Source organism: Streptomyces sp. NPDC111656, from assembly GCF_055656965.1.
In genome coordinates, this window is the sequence record NZ_JBVKCA010000004.1 from 465,078 (window position 1) to 479,952 (window position 14,875).

Sequence of the window (14,875 nt, forward strand, 5' to 3'; positions counted from 1 at the left end):
AGCCATACAGCGTACGCGGCGGGTGTGACAGGAGGGTCACTGGGGGTTGATGTGCTCCGCACGGCGGGAGCGAGTAGGGGAGGGGCGAAGTCAGGGCGGGGACGAGTGTCGGAGGAGTGGGACAACGATGGTGGCAGGGATGATCGCCGGCGCCCTGGCGTCGGCCGTACTGACGGTGGGCGGCGGCGCGGGAGCGGACGGCTACTGGATGACGACGGACGCGCGGTTCGCGCCGCCCGGCGCCTTCGTTCCGTCGGCGGCGCTGACGTACGACATGCAGGTCGTGCCGGCCGCCGGCGGGATCGAGGTGAGTCAGCTGATGGACGAGCGGGGCGCCACGACCGTACGGCTGCGGGTGACCGGAGTGAAGGCGGGCCATGTCTTCGGGGCGCGGGTGCACCAGAAGTCCTGCGCCGCCGATCCGGCCGCGGCGGGCGGGGTCTACCAGCACCGCGAGGACCCGGCTCACACCGATCCCGACAACGAGGTGTGGCTGGACTTCACCGCCGACGAGAACGGGACGGGTGAGGCGAGGACCCGGCACGACTGGGGCTTCAGGCAGGGCGGGGCCGCTTCGGTCGTGCTCTACGACGGGCCGGGCGCGAGAGGCGCGCGGCTGGCGTGCTTCACCGTCCCGTTCGGCTGGGTCGCCGGGACCGCCTGAGCGAGGGCGGGTCGCCGGGAAGGCCCCAGGGCGGTACGGGACGGCGCCCACCTCCGGGTGAGGGAGGTGGGCGCCGTCCCGGGTGGCGGCCGGATGGCGGCCGGATGGCGGCCGGGTCAGGCCGCGACGGGCTCCGAGGCCCGCTCGTCCGCACGGGACGCGGCCGTGCGCCCGGCGAAGAGCCGGTCGAGGCCGAGCGCGCCGGAGCCGGTGAAGACCAGCAGCAGCATGGTCCAGCAGAACAGCACGGAGAGCTCGCCGCCGTTCTGGATCGGCCACAGGGCCGCCGACTGGTGCACGTCGAAGTACGCGTACGCCATCGAGCCCGAGGCGATGAACGCCGCGCCGCGGGTGCCGAGGCCCAGCAGTACCAGGGCGCCGCCGACTAGCTGGATCACGGCCGCGTACCAGCCCGGCCAGGTGCCGGACGGGATGGAGCCGCCGTCGGTGCCGGCCGCGCCGCCGAGGACACCGAAGAGCGAGGCGGCGCCGTGCACGGCGAAGAGCAGGCCGATGACGATGCGGAACAGGCCGATGGCGTACGGCTGAGCGCTGTTGAGGCGGTCGGTCATGTGGGGGACTCCTTCGGTCTGGTCCGGTTCGTGGGGGAACCGGATCCTGGGGGCGGAACCGAGTGAGTCACCAACGTTAGGTGAACCTAATCAATGCTTGCAAGTTCAACATTTAGCCATGCTCTGGGTTCCGCTTGGGCTTCCGTTTCCGCTGTCGCCGCACGTAGCGCGGCCCGCGCCACCGCGTCGGCGTCCGAAAGCGTGACCGAATCCACACCGGGCCGGGCCCCGGCCGCGGTCACCCAGTGCACGCCCTCCGTGGGCACCCCGAAGGCGAACCGCCTTGCGTGCGCGCGACCTTGACGGTCAATCAGACGGTAGGGGCGCGGTGTTACGTCCAGCCCTCCGGTTTCGTAACCGTCACTCGTGTGCGGACGGCACCCGCCCGACCTCAGCAGCCGGGCGAGCAGCTCGTCGCCCGTCCGCCTGAGGTCCGGTTCCGGCAGCCGCGCCTCTATCAGCGTCGTCGCGCGCACGGTCGAGCCCGGCACGTCGGGGGAGTGCGCGACCCACGCCCCGTCCTCGGCCCGCACCTCCAGCCGGGGGCCCAGGACGTCCAGGACACCCGCCTCGATCAGCGCGGCCATCTCCTCGACGCGGCGGCGGGGCGGCCCGATGGAGAGGAAGGCGTTGAGCGGTGTGTACCAGCGGTCCAGGTGCTCACGCCGCGAGCCGCCCGGCAGGCCCCCGTGGTCCACGATCCGCCGCACCTCGTTGCGCAGGTCGCGCAGTACGTCCAGGGCGGCCTTCAGGGGGCCGTCGACGTTCCCGAGCGCGGCCTGCTCGGCATCCTCACGCAGATGCGCCAGCAGCCAGGAGCGCCAGGCGCCGGGCGTGGTGAAGTCACGGCCGGCGTACGGGCGCGAGACGCGGTCCCAGCACCAGCGCTCGCCCTCCGGGACGCCGAACTCGTCGAGGACGCGGGCCTCTTGAGGGCTCCGGTGCGGGGCGGCGAGGAAACGGTCCCTGAACTCCAGCAGCCTCGGACGCTCCCACCGCCCGGCGCACAGCCCCTCGTAGTAGACCGTCTCCACCTCCTTCGCGATCAACGGCCATATCTCGCCCAGGAAGTCCGGCGCCTCACCGGAGTCGGCGCGCTTGCGGAAGCCGGCGATGACCTCGTCGGTGAGGACGAGGGGGAGGTGGCGGCCGTAGGGGCCCTTCGCGTTGTCGCCGCGGGCCTGGTACGGGACACCGCGGCGCGAGCCCGCGTACAGGCGGGGCTCGCGGCCGGAGGGGAGGTAGCGCAGGCCCTCGGCGGTGCGGGTGAAGCGGCCGCCGCGGCCCGTCGTGAGCAGGGCCATGTGGTCGAAGAAGTTGAGACCGAGGCCGCGCAGCAGGACCGGTTCGCCGGGAGCGGGAGCGGGAGCGGGAGCGGGGGCGGTTGCGGAGAGGTCGACGTCCGCCGGGTTGGCGGGCGGGATGTGGCGCAGGCCGTGCCGTTCGGCGTACGCCGTGAGGTCGCGTCGGGCGCGGTCCGGGGCCGTCGGCAGATGGCCCTGGGCGAGGACGACCGCGGACAGCTCCGGCAGGGCGCGCCCGTTGTCGAGGGTGAGGGTCTGGCGGCCGCCGGGGTCGTCGTCGAGCCGTACCGCGCGCGCCGGGTGCACCTCGACGCGCACTCCGGGCGGCGCCGCGCGCACCACCTCGGCGAACACCCACTCCAGGTAGCGGCCGTAGTGCGCGCGGGTCGGGTAGTCGTCCGGGCCCAGCTCGCCGCCCGCCCAGGTGTGCAGGCTCGGCCCGGGGCGGACCGGGCCCGAGCAGTCCACGCTGTCGTCGGTGAAGAGGGTCACCTGCGAGGCCACGGTGTTCATCAGCAGATGCGGCGACTGCGCGGTGCGCCAGACGCGGCCGGGGCCGGGCGGCGACGGGTCGACCATGTGGACCGTCAGCCGTGTTCCGGGCGGGAGCAGCTCCGGCGCGGAGGCGCACAGGCGTTCAAGGACGCTGGTGCCCCGTGGTCCCGCGCCGACGACGGCGAGGGACACCTCGACGGCAGGGGTGGTCCCGGAGGGCGCGGCGCTCACTGCAGACAAAGGTGTGACTCCCGGGCATGGAGGGCGCATGACGGCGAACCGCCTGCTGGGAGCTCCACGGGAAGGCCCCCTGGAAGCGGACGGTCCGCCTCATCATGCCGTCGGCGCGAACCCGAACCGAGCCCCGGGCGGGGGGATCGCCGCCCGCGGTGGGATGCGTCACGGGTACCTCACGCGGCCCTCACGCACCTCTCGCACGGCTATCACGCTTGCTTCACAAGCGTGTTGAGAACGACAGCGCACGACCGTGGACGACCGTGGACGTTCACGAAGCGATCTCGGATTCCACGACCGTCCGCAGTCGGGCGGCGCCCCCGCCCTTCCTCGCGCGGGCCTGCTCCAGTCGGAGCCGGGCCGAACGTCCGTGCAGGGTCAGGGTCATGAGCTGGTTGCCGAACCAAGGGCCGCCCGTCTTGCGCCAGTCGACGGGCGGCCGGTCGCACTTGCCGTGCCGGGTGAACCGGCGCCCGATCGCCCGGCCGACCGCGCTCCACCCGAAGCGGAAGCCGAGCCGTATGGACAGGGGGATGGAGTTGTGGACGGGGGAGCAGGTCAGCTGGAGGACGCGGGCGTCGGGGGAGCGGGGGGCGTCGGGCGTCCCCGGGGTCCCGGAAGGCCACTGGGGCTCGGCGATGTAGGCGTGGTGGACGTCTCCGGACAGCACGGACACCGTCGCCGGGGCGTCCGGTCCCGAACCTGCCTCGGCGATCAGCTCCGCGAGCGCGGCGAAGGACGCGGGGAAGGCCGCCCAGTGCTCGAGGTCGGCCCGGCGGCGCAGCTTCTCCCCGAACCGGGCCCACCGCGCGCCCCGTTCACCCCGGCACAGGGCGGCGTCCCATACCTCGGCGTCGTGCACGAGGTGGGGGAGCAGCCAGGGCAGTGAGGTGCCGATCAGGAGGTGGTCGCAGGAGCCCGGCGCGTCCAGCGCCTGCTCGCGCAGCCACCGCTCCTCGCCCGCGTCCAGCATCGCCCGCCGGTCCTCGGCCAGCACGCGGGCCGCCCGGGTGTCCACCATCAGCAGCCGTACGCGGCCGAAGTCGCGGCGGTAGCTCCAGCGGACGGAGGCCGGGTCGGCGTCGGACTGGGCGGCGAAGGCGCTCAGCACGTCGGTGCCGTCGGGGGTCTCGCGGACGGCGGCGTACAGGGCGTCCTCGGCGAGTTCGCGCGGTGAGAGGTTGCCGAGATGCTGGTGGACCCAGTACGACATCAGGCCGCTCAGCAGCCGCTCGCGCCACCACGCCGTGGCCCGCATGTCGGCGAGCCAGGAGGCGCTGGTGTTCCAGTCGTCGATGACGTCGTGATCGTCGAAGATCATGCAGCTCGGCACGGTCGACAGCAGCCAGCGGACTTCCGGGTCGAGCCAGGATTCGTAGTAGAGGCGGGTGTACTCCTCGTAGTCCGCGACCTGGTCGCCCGGGGGGTCCGCGAGGTTGCGGCGGGCGGCGAGCCAGCGCTGGGTGGCCTTCGAGGTCTCGTCGGCGTACACTTGGTCGCCCAACAGGAGCAGGACGTCCGGCCGTTCGCTCTCGGGCTCGCCCGCGATACGGGCCGCCAGCGTGTCCAGCGCGTCGGGTCCGACCGGGTCCTTCTCGTCCGCGGGCGGCGAGGCCCAGCGGCAGGAGCCGAAGGTGACGCGGACGGCGTCCTCCTCGCCCCGGGTGCGGACGACGGAGGGCGGGAAGGGGGAGCCGGGCAGCGGCCAGACACCGGCGCCGTCCAGCAGCACCTCGTAGGCGGTGTCCGTGCCCGGGGTCAGACCGCTCACCGGCACCAACGCGTAGTGGTGACCCGCGACTTGGAAGGTGCGGGCCGAGCCGCGGGCGCCGTCGGCGCAGCGCACCTCGACGGTGCACGGACGGCTCGCCTCGACCCAGAAGGTCGCGGACGAGCCGTCGACGTACCTCAACAGCGGTCCCAGGCGCAGCTCCGCCAAGGTGATCACCCCTCTCCGTCGCCCCGTACGGTACGGAACGACGGAGAGGAGCGGGGAGGTTCCGGGAACTGCGCCGGTTTCCGTGGGGGGAGGGGACCGGCGGGGAGCCGTGGGGGGAGGGGTGCGGGGGGTCAGCAGCCGCTGAGGACCGAGCTGAGCTTGCTCTTCTCCGCCGAGTCGACCTTGAGGTTGTAGTAGTACTTCACCTGGACCCAGGCGCGGACGTAGGTGCAGGCGTAGGAGCTGAGCGGGGGCATCCACTCGGCCGGGTCCTGGTCGCTCTTCTGCTGGTTCACGTTGTCCGTGACGGCGATGAGCTGCGGACGGGTCACGTCGTTGGCGAAGGCCTGGCGCTGGGCGGTGGTCCAGGCGCTGGCGCCGGAGTCCCAGGCCTCGGCGAGCGGGACGAGGTGGTCGATGTCGAGGTCGGAGGCGGCGGTCCAGGTGGCGCCGTCGTAGACCGAGTACCAGCTGCCGCTGGTGGCGGTGCAGGCGGAGTTGGTGACGACGTTCGAACCGTCGCGCTTGAGGACGTACTCACGGGTGTTGCAGGTGCCGCTGATGGTGATCCAGGTGGGGAAGAGATCACGGTCGTAGCCGGTGCGGTTCTCCGTCGCCACGGTGAGCGAGGCGAGGTAGGTGCGCGCGGTGGCGGCGCTGACCGGCGTGGGGAGCGCGGCGGAGGCGGTCGGGCCGTTGAAAATCCCGACCATGGCTATCAGGCCGGTGAAGGCTGCGAGTATGCTCAGCCGTCGACGCGCGTAGACCTTTGGCATGCGAACTCCCTTGAGGTGGGGGGACGTTGGGGCGAGCGGGCCCATGCTCGCGGTGCCGCATTTCCGGAAGGTGTGAGGCAGGTAAGAAGCTAGTGACGTGCGCATGACATGCCAAGGGGTTCGGGGCAACCGGTTTCTGTGAATCGGGGGGCGGGCTCCGAGGGTGCGCCGGTGTGGCCGGTCCGAGGGGCCCGGGACCTTCGGCCCTGTCCGGCCCGTTTCGTCATCCCGTAGGATGGATGGCGCAGAAGGGGAGTAGCTCTTCGCCGGACCGTCGACATACTGCTCAGCTCGTCTGAGCCGGCGCCCGGAGGCAGACCGTCACGGTCGGCCAGCGAGACCTTCGGCAGAGCAGTGCACTGTCCGTGCGTACGTCCTCGTGCGGACGCCGATGTGTGCTGCCGTGCCGAGGTGTCGCGCAGCAGTCACAGCACTCTCGGTGGGGCAGCCCCGACCGATTGAGGGATTTTGATCAGCATCACCGTGATGGCGCTCGTCTTCGGCGTCGTCTTCCTCGCCGAGCTGCCGGACAAGACCGCGCTCGCCGGGCTCGTCCTCGGCACCCGCTATCGCGCCTCGTACGTCTTCGTGGGCGTCGCGGCCGCCTTCGCCGTGCACGTCGCGCTCGCCGTCGCCGCGGGCAGTGTGCTGACCCTGCTGCCGCAGCAGATCGTGCACGCGATCACGGGTGTGCTGTTCCTCGCCGGTGCCGCCGTGCTGCTCCTGAAGAAGGGTGAGGACGAGGAGGAGATCCGCGATCCCGCGAACCAGAGCTTCTGGAAGGTCTCGGGGGCGGGCTTCATGCTCATCCTGGTCGCCGAGTTCGGTGACCTCACGCAGATCATGACGGCGAACCTCGCGGCCCGGTACGACGACCCGCTCTCGGTCGGCCTCGGTGCGGTGCTCGCGCTGTGGGCGGTGGCCGGACTCGGCATCGTCGGCGGCAAGGCCCTGATGAAGCGGGTTCCGCTGGAGCTCATCACCAAGGTCGCGGCCATGCTGATGCTGGCGCTGGGCGTCTGGAGTCTGTACGAGGCGGTGGCGGTCTGAGTCACCGGTGCCCCGCTCGTCGGAGTGCCGTCGAGGGGCGCGACGCTCGTCCGTCGAGGTGCCGTCGAAGGGCCTGGCGCTCATCCGTCGGGGTGTCGTCGAAGGGGCCGACGTTCGTCCTGGTCGGAGGTGGTGGCGCCGGCCCCTCTCGTTTTGTATCGTAGAGAAACAAAGTGGCTCCCGTCCGCACTCCCTGACCGGCGGGCGGGGCCGCCTTGTCCCCGGGGGACCCGGTGCTGATCCAATGGACGCCCCCGGCCCCTTCCCCCATGCTCTGGAGCCTGCCGATGACGGCCACCACCGTTCTGACCGCCCGCGCCCTCCTGCTCGACATGGACGGCACCCTCGTCAACTCGGACGCCGTGGTCGAGCGCTGCTGGCGTCGCTGGGCCGAGCGGCACGGGCTGGACGGGGACGAGGTCATGAAGGTCGTCCACGGGCGGCAGGGGTACGCGTCGATGGCGGTGCTGCTGCCGAACCGGCCCATGGAGCAGAACTACGCCGACAACGCGCGCATGCTCGCCGAGGAGACCGCGGACATGGACGGGGTCGTCGCGATTCCGGGTGCCGCGGAGTTTCTTGCCTCGCTGGGCGGGGTGCCGCATGCCCTGGTCACCTCCGCGGATGTGGGGTTGTCCACGGCGCGGATGGCTGCCGCCGGGCTGGGGTTGCCGGATGTGCGGGTCACCGCGGAGTCCGTCGGTGCGAGCAAGCCTGATCCCGAGGGTTTTCTGAAGGGGGCTGCCGAGTTGGGTGTGGCGCCTGAGGAGTGTGTGGTCTTCGAGGATTCGGGGGCCGGGATTTCTGCTGGGCGGGGGGCCGGGATGCGGGTGGTCGGGGTGGGGCCCCGGGCCGGCTTTCATCGGCCGGATGTCGTTGTGCGGGATCTGACGCAGGTGCGGGTGGAGGTTGTCGGGGACGGGACGATACGCCTGCACATCGCCTGACCCCGCTTTCCTCGCCCCCGCCGCCCCTACCCGTCCCATCCACACCTGGGGGCTCCGCCCCCAGACCCCCGGGTGGGTTCGTCGGCTGCGGGCCGGTGGGGGCCGATCGCGCAGTTCCCCGCGCCCCTGGGGCACGGGGCTGCGCCCCGGTGCCCCATCGGCCTGACGGCCTCGTCCTCAAACGCCGGACGGGTTAAGGCTTTTAGGGGCGCGGGGAACTGCGCGCCCAGCCCCCACTCAAGGGGCGCGGGGAACTGCGCGAGCAACCCCCACCGGCCCGCAGCCGAGCAGATCCGGGCGGGCGGGGGACGCGGGGCGGAGCCCCCGCCTCAGGGGCGCGGGGAACGGCGCGAACGGCCCCCACCGGGCCGCAGTCGAAGAACCCGCCGAAACCCCTACGGCGTCCGCGTCTCGCCCTCGAGGCTCGTCCGCGTCGCCGCCCCGTACACCCCGGACTTGTCGCCCGTGATGCCACGGGCCCACTGGTAGCGGCGTACCGCGTCCTCGACCTGGCCGGAGAACGTGCCGTCGGCCTTGCCCGTGTAGAGGGACAACTGGCGCAGGCGCAGTTGGAGTTCGGTGACCTCGGAGCCCCGGTCGCCGCGACGCAGGGTCTGGGCGGGCTGATCGCCCGTGGAGCCCTGGCCCGGCGCCAACGAGGCAGCCGCGGTGGGCGTGGGTGTGGATGAAGGTGAGGACGTGGGCGGCTGCGATCGCGTCGCCGACGCCGACGCCGAGGGGGACGGACTGCCGCTGGGTGATGGGGATGGCGCCGTCGTTGTCTTTGTCGTGGTCGTGCTCGTGGGGGATGCGGCGCTTCCCGACCCCGACCCCGACCCCGACCCCGAGCCCGGTCGTGGCGACGTCGGCGTCGACGTCGGCGTCGGTGACGGGTCCGGGACGCTCGCCCGTACGTCGTCCGGCAGCGCCCTGTCCCGCGCGGGGGCGTCGTACGAGAACAGCCCGCTCGCGAACCCCGCCGCCGCCACGACCGCCACCGCGGCCCCGGTCACGGCCAGCAGGGCCGTACGCCGTCGGCGCCGGGGAGGTTCCTCGGGAAAGGAGGCCGCCGGTGGGTACGGGGGCTCGTTGGCGGAGTCGACGTGTTGTACGGCGTGTTGTACGGCGGTGAGCGCCTCCGACGGCACCGTACGCAGGCGCATGGTCGCGGGGGCGGACTCGTTCGCCGTCAGGTCCACGTACGGGCGGATGCGCAGCGGATCGAAGTCCTCCGCCGCTGCCGCCTCCGCCGTGCGCGTGTCGCGCAGGGCGTCGGACGCGCGCCGGGTGCAGGCGCAGGACGGGGTGCCGTCCGGCGTCCGGGGCGCGGCGCACTCGGGGCAGACATGCCCGTTCGGTTCAGTCACGCGTTGGGTCCCTCCCCCTGAGACTCGCCCCCTCGGAACTCCCGAGGTTAGTCACATCCACCACACCTTCTCCCAGGAGCCCCCGGAATCCCGCCTTCCGCACCCGTTACAAGCTTCAACAGGCCATAACCCGCCATACCGACCACCATGGAGGGTGACCGAGACCCCAGGGGCTCATGGGAGGTCCGCATGACGGGCGACACACCCGGTGATGTGCACGACCCGGACGCGCCGCCGCACGACCCCCCGTACGGCGTGAACGAGTCGGCCGAGCGGAGGCGCTCGGCGGCCGCCGTCGACGCCAAGGAGGCGCCGGTGCACGGCAGCGTCGTCGTCTCGATCGGCGCGCTGCTGCTCGGCATGCTGCTGGCGGCCCTCGACCAGACGATCGTGTCGACCGCGCTGCCCACCATCGTCAGCGACCTGGGCGGGCTCGAACACCTGTCGTGGGTGGTCACCGCGTATCTGCTCGCGTCGACCGCGGCCACTCCGCTGTGGGGCAAACTCGGCGACCAGTATGGCCGGAAGAAGCTGTTCCAGGCCGCGATCGTGATCTTCCTCGTCGGGTCCGCATTGTGCGGAATGGCGCAGAACATGGGCGAGTTGATCGGCTTCCGGGCCCTTCAGGGCCTCGGCGGCGGTGGGCTCATCGTGCTGTCCATGGCGATCGTCGGCGACATCGTCGCGCCGCGCGAACGGGGCAAGTACCAGGGGCTGTTCGGGGCCGTCTTCGGTGCGACGAGCGTGCTCGGGCCGCTGATCGGCGGGCTGTTCACCGAGCACCTCAGCTGGCGCTGGGTCTTCTACGTCAACCTGCCGGTCGGCGTGGTCGCGCTCATCGTGATCGCGGCGGTCCTGCACATCCCGAAGAAGTCCGCCAAGCACGTCATCGACTACCTCGGCACGTTCCTCATCGCCGCGGTCGCCACCTGTCTCGTTCTCGTGGCTTCGCTCGGCGGCACCACCTGGGGGTGGAGCTCGCCGCAGATCATCGGTCTCGCGGTGCTCGGTGTCCTGCTCGCCGTGGCCTTCGTGGCGGTGGAGCAGCGGGCGGCCGAACCCGTCCTGCCCCTGAGGCTCTTCCGCATCCGCACCTTCTCCCTCTGCGCCGTCATCAGCTTCATCGTCGGTTTCGCGATGTTCGGCGCGATGACCTATCTGCCGACCTTCCTCCAGGTCGTCCGGGGCGTGAGCCCCACCCTGTCCGGCGTGTACATGCTGCCCATGGTGTTCGGGCTGCTGCTGTCCTCGACCGTCTCCGGGCAGATCGTCAGCCGTACCGGACGCTGGAAGGTCTTCCCCATCGTGGGCACCGGTGTCACGGCCATCGGTCTGCTCCTGCTCCACAAGCTCGACGAGCACAGCGGCACCGGCGAGATGAGCGTGTACTTCCTCGTCTTCGGCCTGGGCCTCGGCCTGGTCATGCAGGTCCTGGTCCTGATCGTGCAGAACGCGGTCTCGTACGAGGATCTGGGCGTCGCCACCTCCGGCGCCACCTTCTTCCGCTCCATCGGCGCCTCGTTCGGCGTGGCCATCTTCGGCACGGTCTTCGCGAGCCGCCTCGGCGACAACCTGGTGGCCCTGCTGAGCGGAAGGCAACTGCCCGTCGGCATCACGCCGAACAGCCTCAAGGCCGACCCGAAGGGCATCGCCGACCTGCCGTCCGTGCTCCGCCAGCCCGTCCTGCACGCGTACGCCTCGTCGATCACCGACGTCTTCCTGTACGCCGCCCCGGTCGCCGTGCTCGGCTTCGTCCTGGCCTGGTTCCTGCGCGAGGACAAGCTGCGGGGTTCGGTCACGGCACCTGACATCACCGAGACGCTCGCCACCAATCCGGTGGAGCGGTCGTCGTACGACGAGGTGTGCCGCGCGCTGTCCGTGCTGGGCACCAGGGAGGGGCAGCGGGAGATCTACGAGAAGATCACCGAGCGGGCCGGGTACGACCTGCTGCCCGCCGCGAGCTGGCTGCTGCTGCGGATCAAGAAGTACGGCTGGGCGGAGCCCGCGCTGCTGGCCGAGCGCAGCACCGTACCGCTGCCCGTCGTACTGGCCGCGGCCCGGCAGTTGGAGGAGCGCCGCCTCGCCGCCCGCGGAGGGCTCGACCTCGTCCTCACGGACGAAGGCCGCGAGGTCGCCGGGAAGCTGGCCAAGGCCCGTGAGGAGTCCCTGGCGGAGCTGCTCGGCGACTGGTGGGGCCCGGACCGCCCGACCGATCTGACCAAGCTGGTCAAGGAGCTGAACGGCGAGCTGTGCGGGTCCGACGCGGAGCGGCCGCACGACGGGACGGCGCCGCGTACGCACCCGCGCGGGACACCGGCGTGAGTCCGGACACCGGCGTGAGTCCTGCGTCGGACCTCAGGGCGTCGGCTTCTTCAGCTCTTTCGTGAACCAGTGGTCGGCGTAGGCCTCGTCGTTGTGCGGCTCGGTCTCCTCGTAGCCGTGCCGCGCGTACAGGGCGCGTGCCTCCACCAGGTCGCCCCGGGTGTCGAGGATCAGCCGCTCGGCGCCGAGGGCGCGCGCCGCCTCCTCGGCCGCCGTGAGCAGCAGCGCCGCGCCGCCTCTGCCGCGCAGCTGCTCGCGCACGAACACGCGCTTCAGCTCGCCCGTCGTGGCGTCGAGCATCCGGACCCCGGCCATCCCGCCGGGGTCGCCGCCGTACCGCGCGACCAGCAGCACCCCGCCGGGTGCCTGGAACTCGGCACCCGGGGTCGCCGCGATCTCCCGCTCCAGTTCCTCGGGGTCAGTCGGGTGCCCCTCGTGCAGCAGGTACCAGCGGTCGCTGACCTCCGTGTAGTACGCGCGCCACAGTGCGGCGGCGACGGACGAGTCGAAGGGCTCGGGGGCGATGATCCAGGTCATGGCCGTCATTGTCGGGAGGCGCGGCCCCCTTGCCGCAAGCGGATTTCGGCGGGGCGCCGGCGCGGGGTTCGTTTGAGTGCGGGGTTCCGGGCAACCCGGTCCTCGAACCGGCCCGTCGGGTCGAGAACCCCGGAAGGCACCCATGTCCACAGGCCTCATCATCGCTTTGATCGTGATCGTGGCGGTCGCCGTCGTCGCGGCCGCGCTGATCCTCCTGGCCCGCAGGCCGCAGGGCGGGCGCACACTGCGGCGGCGCTTCGGGCCCGAGTACGACCGGGCCGTCGCCCAGCACGACGGCGACGCCAGGGCCGCCGAGCGTGACCTCGCCGAGCGGGTGAAGCGACACGGCTCGCTGCGTGAACGGCCGCTGGAGCCAGCGGCCCGCGACGAGTACGCGGCCCGCTGGGGAGCCGTTCAGGAGCGCTTCGTCGACTCGCCCCAGGAGGCGGTGGCCGAGGCGGACCGGCTGGTCGCCGAGCTGGCAGGCGCACGTGGCTTCCCCGACGGCGAGCGCTACGAGGAGCAGCTCGACGCGCTCTCCGTCCACCACGGACACCATCTGCAGGGCTACCGACGCGTCCACCAGGCCACGTACGCCCCCACCGGGGGCGCCGACGGCAGCACGGAGGAACTCCGCGCGTCCATGGTGGAGGCCCGCGCCCTCTATGAGGAGCTGCTGGCCCCGGTTCGCGAGGACGCCCGCCAGGACACCGCCGACACCGCCCCTGCCGCGGCATCCGTCCCGGACGGGCGTTCCCACCGAGCCCATGTTCCGTCGGTACTGACCAGGCGTCATGCGAAGGGGAGTTGAGGAGTGAAGAAGATGACTTCGGACCACGGCAATGAGAACACTCCGCGTCGTGAGGCGATGACGGATCGCGGCGACGTCGACCCCCTCGTCCACCGGCACGCCCAGGACGCCCAGGTCGCTCCGCAGACCGGACCGGGCACCCCCGCCGACCCGGCCGTCCGCGACCCCGGCGAGGCCCCCGGCGGTATGGGGTCCCGCGAGACGGCGGACCCGTCCCGTTCGGCGGCCGTCGGCACGCGGAGCATGCCCGCCGACGACCGCGACACCCGCGCCGGACAGGGCGCCGACCCGCGGGCCGGGCAGCGGGAAGGCATGCGCGCCGCGCCGCCGGATTCCGGCCGCGCCGGGCAGGGCGGTGACCCCACCCGGGCCGGGCAGCCGGAATCCATGCGAGCCGAGGAAGCGGAGTTCGCCCGCGGTGATGTGCGGGGTGAACCCACTCGTGCCGGCCGGCAGGAATCGGCCCGTGCCGGGCAGAGCGGTCCCACCCCCGCGGGGCAGCGCGGTACCGGTCCGCAGGGGGACGGCGACGGGGCGTTGCTGTCGCACGACGAGTGCGACAAGTACTCGTTGCGGATGCAGCACGCCGTCGGTGGGTTCGTGGACGGCCCGCGGGCGTCCGTCGAGGAGGCGGACCACGTCCTGGAGGAGCTGACCACCGAGTTCACGGACGCCATGACCCGGCGCCGGCGCAACCTGCGGACGACCTGGCAGGCGGCCGGTGAGAGCGACACGGCCGACACCGAGAAGCTGCGGCTCGCCCTGCGCGACTACCGCGAGGTGACCGAGCGACTCCTGCACCTGTAGGAGACCGAGCGCCTCCCGCACCGGTCAGGAGGCCGAACCGTCGAGTACAACCCTGAGGCCGCGCCCCGGACCATGTTCCGGGGCGCGGCCTCACCCGTCGACGGGGTCATCCGGCCCGGCGCTCGCGCCACTCCCGGACGATCTCGTCCACGTCGTACGGCTTGAGGCCGAGGGGAGGTCCCGGCGGCGGCTTGAACATGACCTCGCGGATCTTGACGTTGATGTCCTCGACGATCCGGCGCACGACGCGCTCCGAGGGCGCCACCGAGGCCGCCGCGAGCGCGTCCTCGGCCTCCTTGCGCAGGGCCAGCGTCGGCGGCAGCACCGACAGCCCCTCGCGGGCCATCTTCCGCTTGATCCACCACAGTTCGTCGTACGGCGTGTCGGTCACGCCGGGCATGGGCTTGCCCGCGCCGGGCAGGTCCGCGAACTCGCCGCGGGCCTCCGCCGCACGGATCTGTCGGTCCACCCAGGTCTCGAAGCTGACCCCGGGTGGCTTCCGTTCGGTCATGCGTCCATTGTGCCGTGTGACACACGATCGGACGATCGGGCGAATTATCATGCGGCGGCGGCGCGTCAACCACACTCGGTACCAGGGGGGTTGAAGCGCCGCGGACCGGATGAACGCTGGAACTCGAAGGAGCGCACGTGCTCGAACTCACCATGGCCTCGGTCACCGGGGCGGACGCTGGTGCGACGGCCGGAATGCTGATGGCCGACGCGCCGAGCGACCCCGGAGCCGTGCTGCGGGTGGGCCGGGACCGGGCCGTGTGCCGGCTCGCGACCCCCGACGACTGGCTGTTCGTCTCCCGGGTCCACCTGGAGTTCCTGTGCGGCCCGGACGGCACCTGGCAGGTCACGTGGCTGCACGGGTCACGCCCGGAGCCCTCCGCCGAGGTACGGCTGACGCTGGCCGGACTGCCGACCCGGGCCGTCCCGTACGGCGGGACGGCGAAGCTCCCCGCGGGCGGCTCGGGGGAGATCGTCATCCTCGACCGGACAGGACCGCACAGCGTGAACGTGGGTTTCTACCACGAGGCCTGAGCCCCC

At 72.1% G+C, this 14,875-nt stretch carries 14 protein-coding genes; 7 read left to right on the forward strand and 7 right to left on the reverse strand.

Annotation, left to right across the window (positions count from 1 at the left end; all coding sequences use genetic code 11):
• Positions 1–127: 127 nt before the first annotated feature.
• On the forward strand, positions 128–664 hold the full coding sequence (locus tag ACZ7M3_RS15485; protein WP_261684461.1) for a superoxide dismutase family protein: 537 nt from the start codon (positions 128–130) through the stop codon (positions 662–664).
• Positions 665–780: 116 nt separating this feature from the next.
• On the opposite strand, the gene ACZ7M3_RS15490 is transcribed toward ACZ7M3_RS15485, so the two are convergent.
• From ACZ7M3_RS15490 to ACZ7M3_RS15505, 4 genes are all read right to left on the reverse strand, one after another.
• On the reverse strand, positions 781–1,236 hold the full coding sequence (locus ACZ7M3_RS15490) for a DoxX family protein (RefSeq protein ID WP_095854923.1): 456 nt from the start codon (positions 1,234–1,236) through the stop codon (positions 781–783).
• 86 nt (positions 1,237–1,322) lie between these two features.
• A complete protein-coding gene (locus tag ACZ7M3_RS15495; protein WP_472063668.1) occupies positions 1,323–3,305 on the reverse strand; it encodes an FAD/NAD(P)-binding protein in 1,983 nt (660 codons plus the stop codon).
• 235 nt (positions 3,306–3,540) lie between these two features.
• Positions 3,541–5,208 (reverse strand): alkaline phosphatase D family protein, encoded by a 1,668-nt coding sequence (locus ACZ7M3_RS15500; protein WP_472063900.1) that lies wholly within the window; start codon positions 5,206–5,208, stop codon positions 3,541–3,543.
• Between the two features lie 131 nt (positions 5,209–5,339).
• Positions 5,340–5,984 (reverse strand): HNH endonuclease family protein, encoded by a 645-nt coding sequence (locus ACZ7M3_RS15505; protein ID WP_095854925.1) that lies wholly within the window; start codon positions 5,982–5,984, stop codon positions 5,340–5,342.
• Positions 5,985–6,452: 468 nt separating this feature from the next.
• Between ACZ7M3_RS15505 and ACZ7M3_RS15510 the strand changes: the two genes are divergently transcribed.
• Together ACZ7M3_RS15510 and ACZ7M3_RS15515 are read left to right on the forward strand one after the other, a co-directional pair.
• Positions 6,453–7,034: a TMEM165/GDT1 family protein gene (locus ACZ7M3_RS15510; RefSeq protein ID WP_101405408.1), complete on the forward strand. Its 582-nt coding sequence runs from the start codon at positions 6,453–6,455 to the stop codon at positions 7,032–7,034.
• Positions 7,035–7,321: 287 nt separating this feature from the next.
• Positions 7,322–7,981: an HAD family hydrolase gene (locus ACZ7M3_RS15515; protein WP_351293464.1), complete on the forward strand. Its 660-nt coding sequence runs from the start codon at positions 7,322–7,324 to the stop codon at positions 7,979–7,981.
• A 395-nt stretch (positions 7,982–8,376) separates the two neighbouring features.
• Here ACZ7M3_RS15515 and ACZ7M3_RS15520 read toward each other — a convergent pair whose 3' ends face one another.
• A complete protein-coding gene (locus tag ACZ7M3_RS15520; protein ID WP_472063670.1) occupies positions 8,377–9,348 on the reverse strand; it encodes a peptidoglycan-binding domain-containing protein in 972 nt (323 codons plus the stop codon).
• Positions 9,349–9,537: 189 nt separating this feature from the next.
• Between ACZ7M3_RS15520 and ACZ7M3_RS15525 the strand changes: the two genes are divergently transcribed.
• Positions 9,538–11,670, forward strand: a complete 2,133-nt coding sequence (locus ACZ7M3_RS15525; RefSeq protein ID WP_472063672.1) for an MDR family MFS transporter — start codon at positions 9,538–9,540, stop codon at positions 11,668–11,670.
• Between the two features lie 33 nt (positions 11,671–11,703).
• Here the strand turns inward: ACZ7M3_RS15525 and ACZ7M3_RS15530 are convergent, their stop codons facing one another.
• Positions 11,704–12,216, reverse strand: a complete 513-nt coding sequence (locus ACZ7M3_RS15530; RefSeq protein ID WP_472063674.1) for a GNAT family N-acetyltransferase — start codon at positions 12,214–12,216, stop codon at positions 11,704–11,706.
• 133 nt (positions 12,217–12,349) lie between these two features.
• On the opposite strand from ACZ7M3_RS15530, the gene ACZ7M3_RS15535 reads away from it, so the two are divergent.
• Complete coding sequence (locus ACZ7M3_RS15535) at positions 12,350–13,018, forward strand: hypothetical protein (RefSeq protein WP_472063676.1); 669 nt, start codon at positions 12,350–12,352, stop codon at positions 13,016–13,018.
• Positions 13,019–13,030: 12 nt separating this feature from the next.
• Complete coding sequence (locus tag ACZ7M3_RS15540; RefSeq protein WP_472063678.1) at positions 13,031–13,825, forward strand: hypothetical protein; 795 nt, start codon at positions 13,031–13,033, stop codon at positions 13,823–13,825.
• Between the two features lie 106 nt (positions 13,826–13,931).
• Here ACZ7M3_RS15540 and ACZ7M3_RS15545 read toward each other — a convergent pair whose 3' ends face one another.
• Positions 13,932–14,336: a DnaJ family domain-containing protein gene (locus ACZ7M3_RS15545; RefSeq protein WP_472063680.1), complete on the reverse strand. Its 405-nt coding sequence runs from the start codon at positions 14,334–14,336 to the stop codon at positions 13,932–13,934.
• A 137-nt stretch (positions 14,337–14,473) separates the two neighbouring features.
• Here ACZ7M3_RS15545 and ACZ7M3_RS15550 point away from each other — a divergent pair, with 137 nt between their 5' ends.
• A complete protein-coding gene (locus ACZ7M3_RS15550) occupies positions 14,474–14,869 on the forward strand; it encodes a hypothetical protein (RefSeq protein WP_452962564.1) in 396 nt (131 codons plus the stop codon).
• The last annotated feature ends 6 nt before the right edge of the window (positions 14,870–14,875 follow it).

Coding starts and splice junctions, on each gene's coding strand:
- ACZ7M3_RS15485 (WP_261684461.1), top strand. CDS start 128: ATGGTGGCAGGGATGATCGCCGGCGCCCTGGCGTCGGCCGTACTGACG.
- ACZ7M3_RS15490 (WP_095854923.1), bottom strand. CDS start 1,236: ATGACCGACCGCCTCAACAGCGCTCAGCCGTACGCCATCGGCCTGTTC.
- ACZ7M3_RS15495 (WP_472063668.1), bottom strand. CDS start 3,305: ATGCGCCCTCCATGCCCGGGAGTCACACCTTTGTCTGCAGTGAGCGCC.
- ACZ7M3_RS15505 (WP_095854925.1), bottom strand. CDS start 5,984: ATGCCAAAGGTCTACGCGCGTCGACGGCTGAGCATACTCGCAGCCTTC.
- ACZ7M3_RS15515 (WP_351293464.1), top strand. CDS start 7,322: ATGACGGCCACCACCGTTCTGACCGCCCGCGCCCTCCTGCTCGACATG.
- ACZ7M3_RS15525 (WP_472063672.1), top strand. CDS start 9,538: ATGACGGGCGACACACCCGGTGATGTGCACGACCCGGACGCGCCGCCG.
- ACZ7M3_RS15530 (WP_472063674.1), bottom strand. CDS start 12,216: ATGACGGCCATGACCTGGATCATCGCCCCCGAGCCCTTCGACTCGTCC.
- ACZ7M3_RS15535 (WP_472063676.1), top strand. CDS start 12,350: ATGTCCACAGGCCTCATCATCGCTTTGATCGTGATCGTGGCGGTCGCC.
- ACZ7M3_RS15540 (WP_472063678.1), top strand. CDS start 13,031: ATGACTTCGGACCACGGCAATGAGAACACTCCGCGTCGTGAGGCGATG.
- ACZ7M3_RS15545 (WP_472063680.1), bottom strand. CDS start 14,336: ATGACCGAACGGAAGCCACCCGGGGTCAGCTTCGAGACCTGGGTGGAC.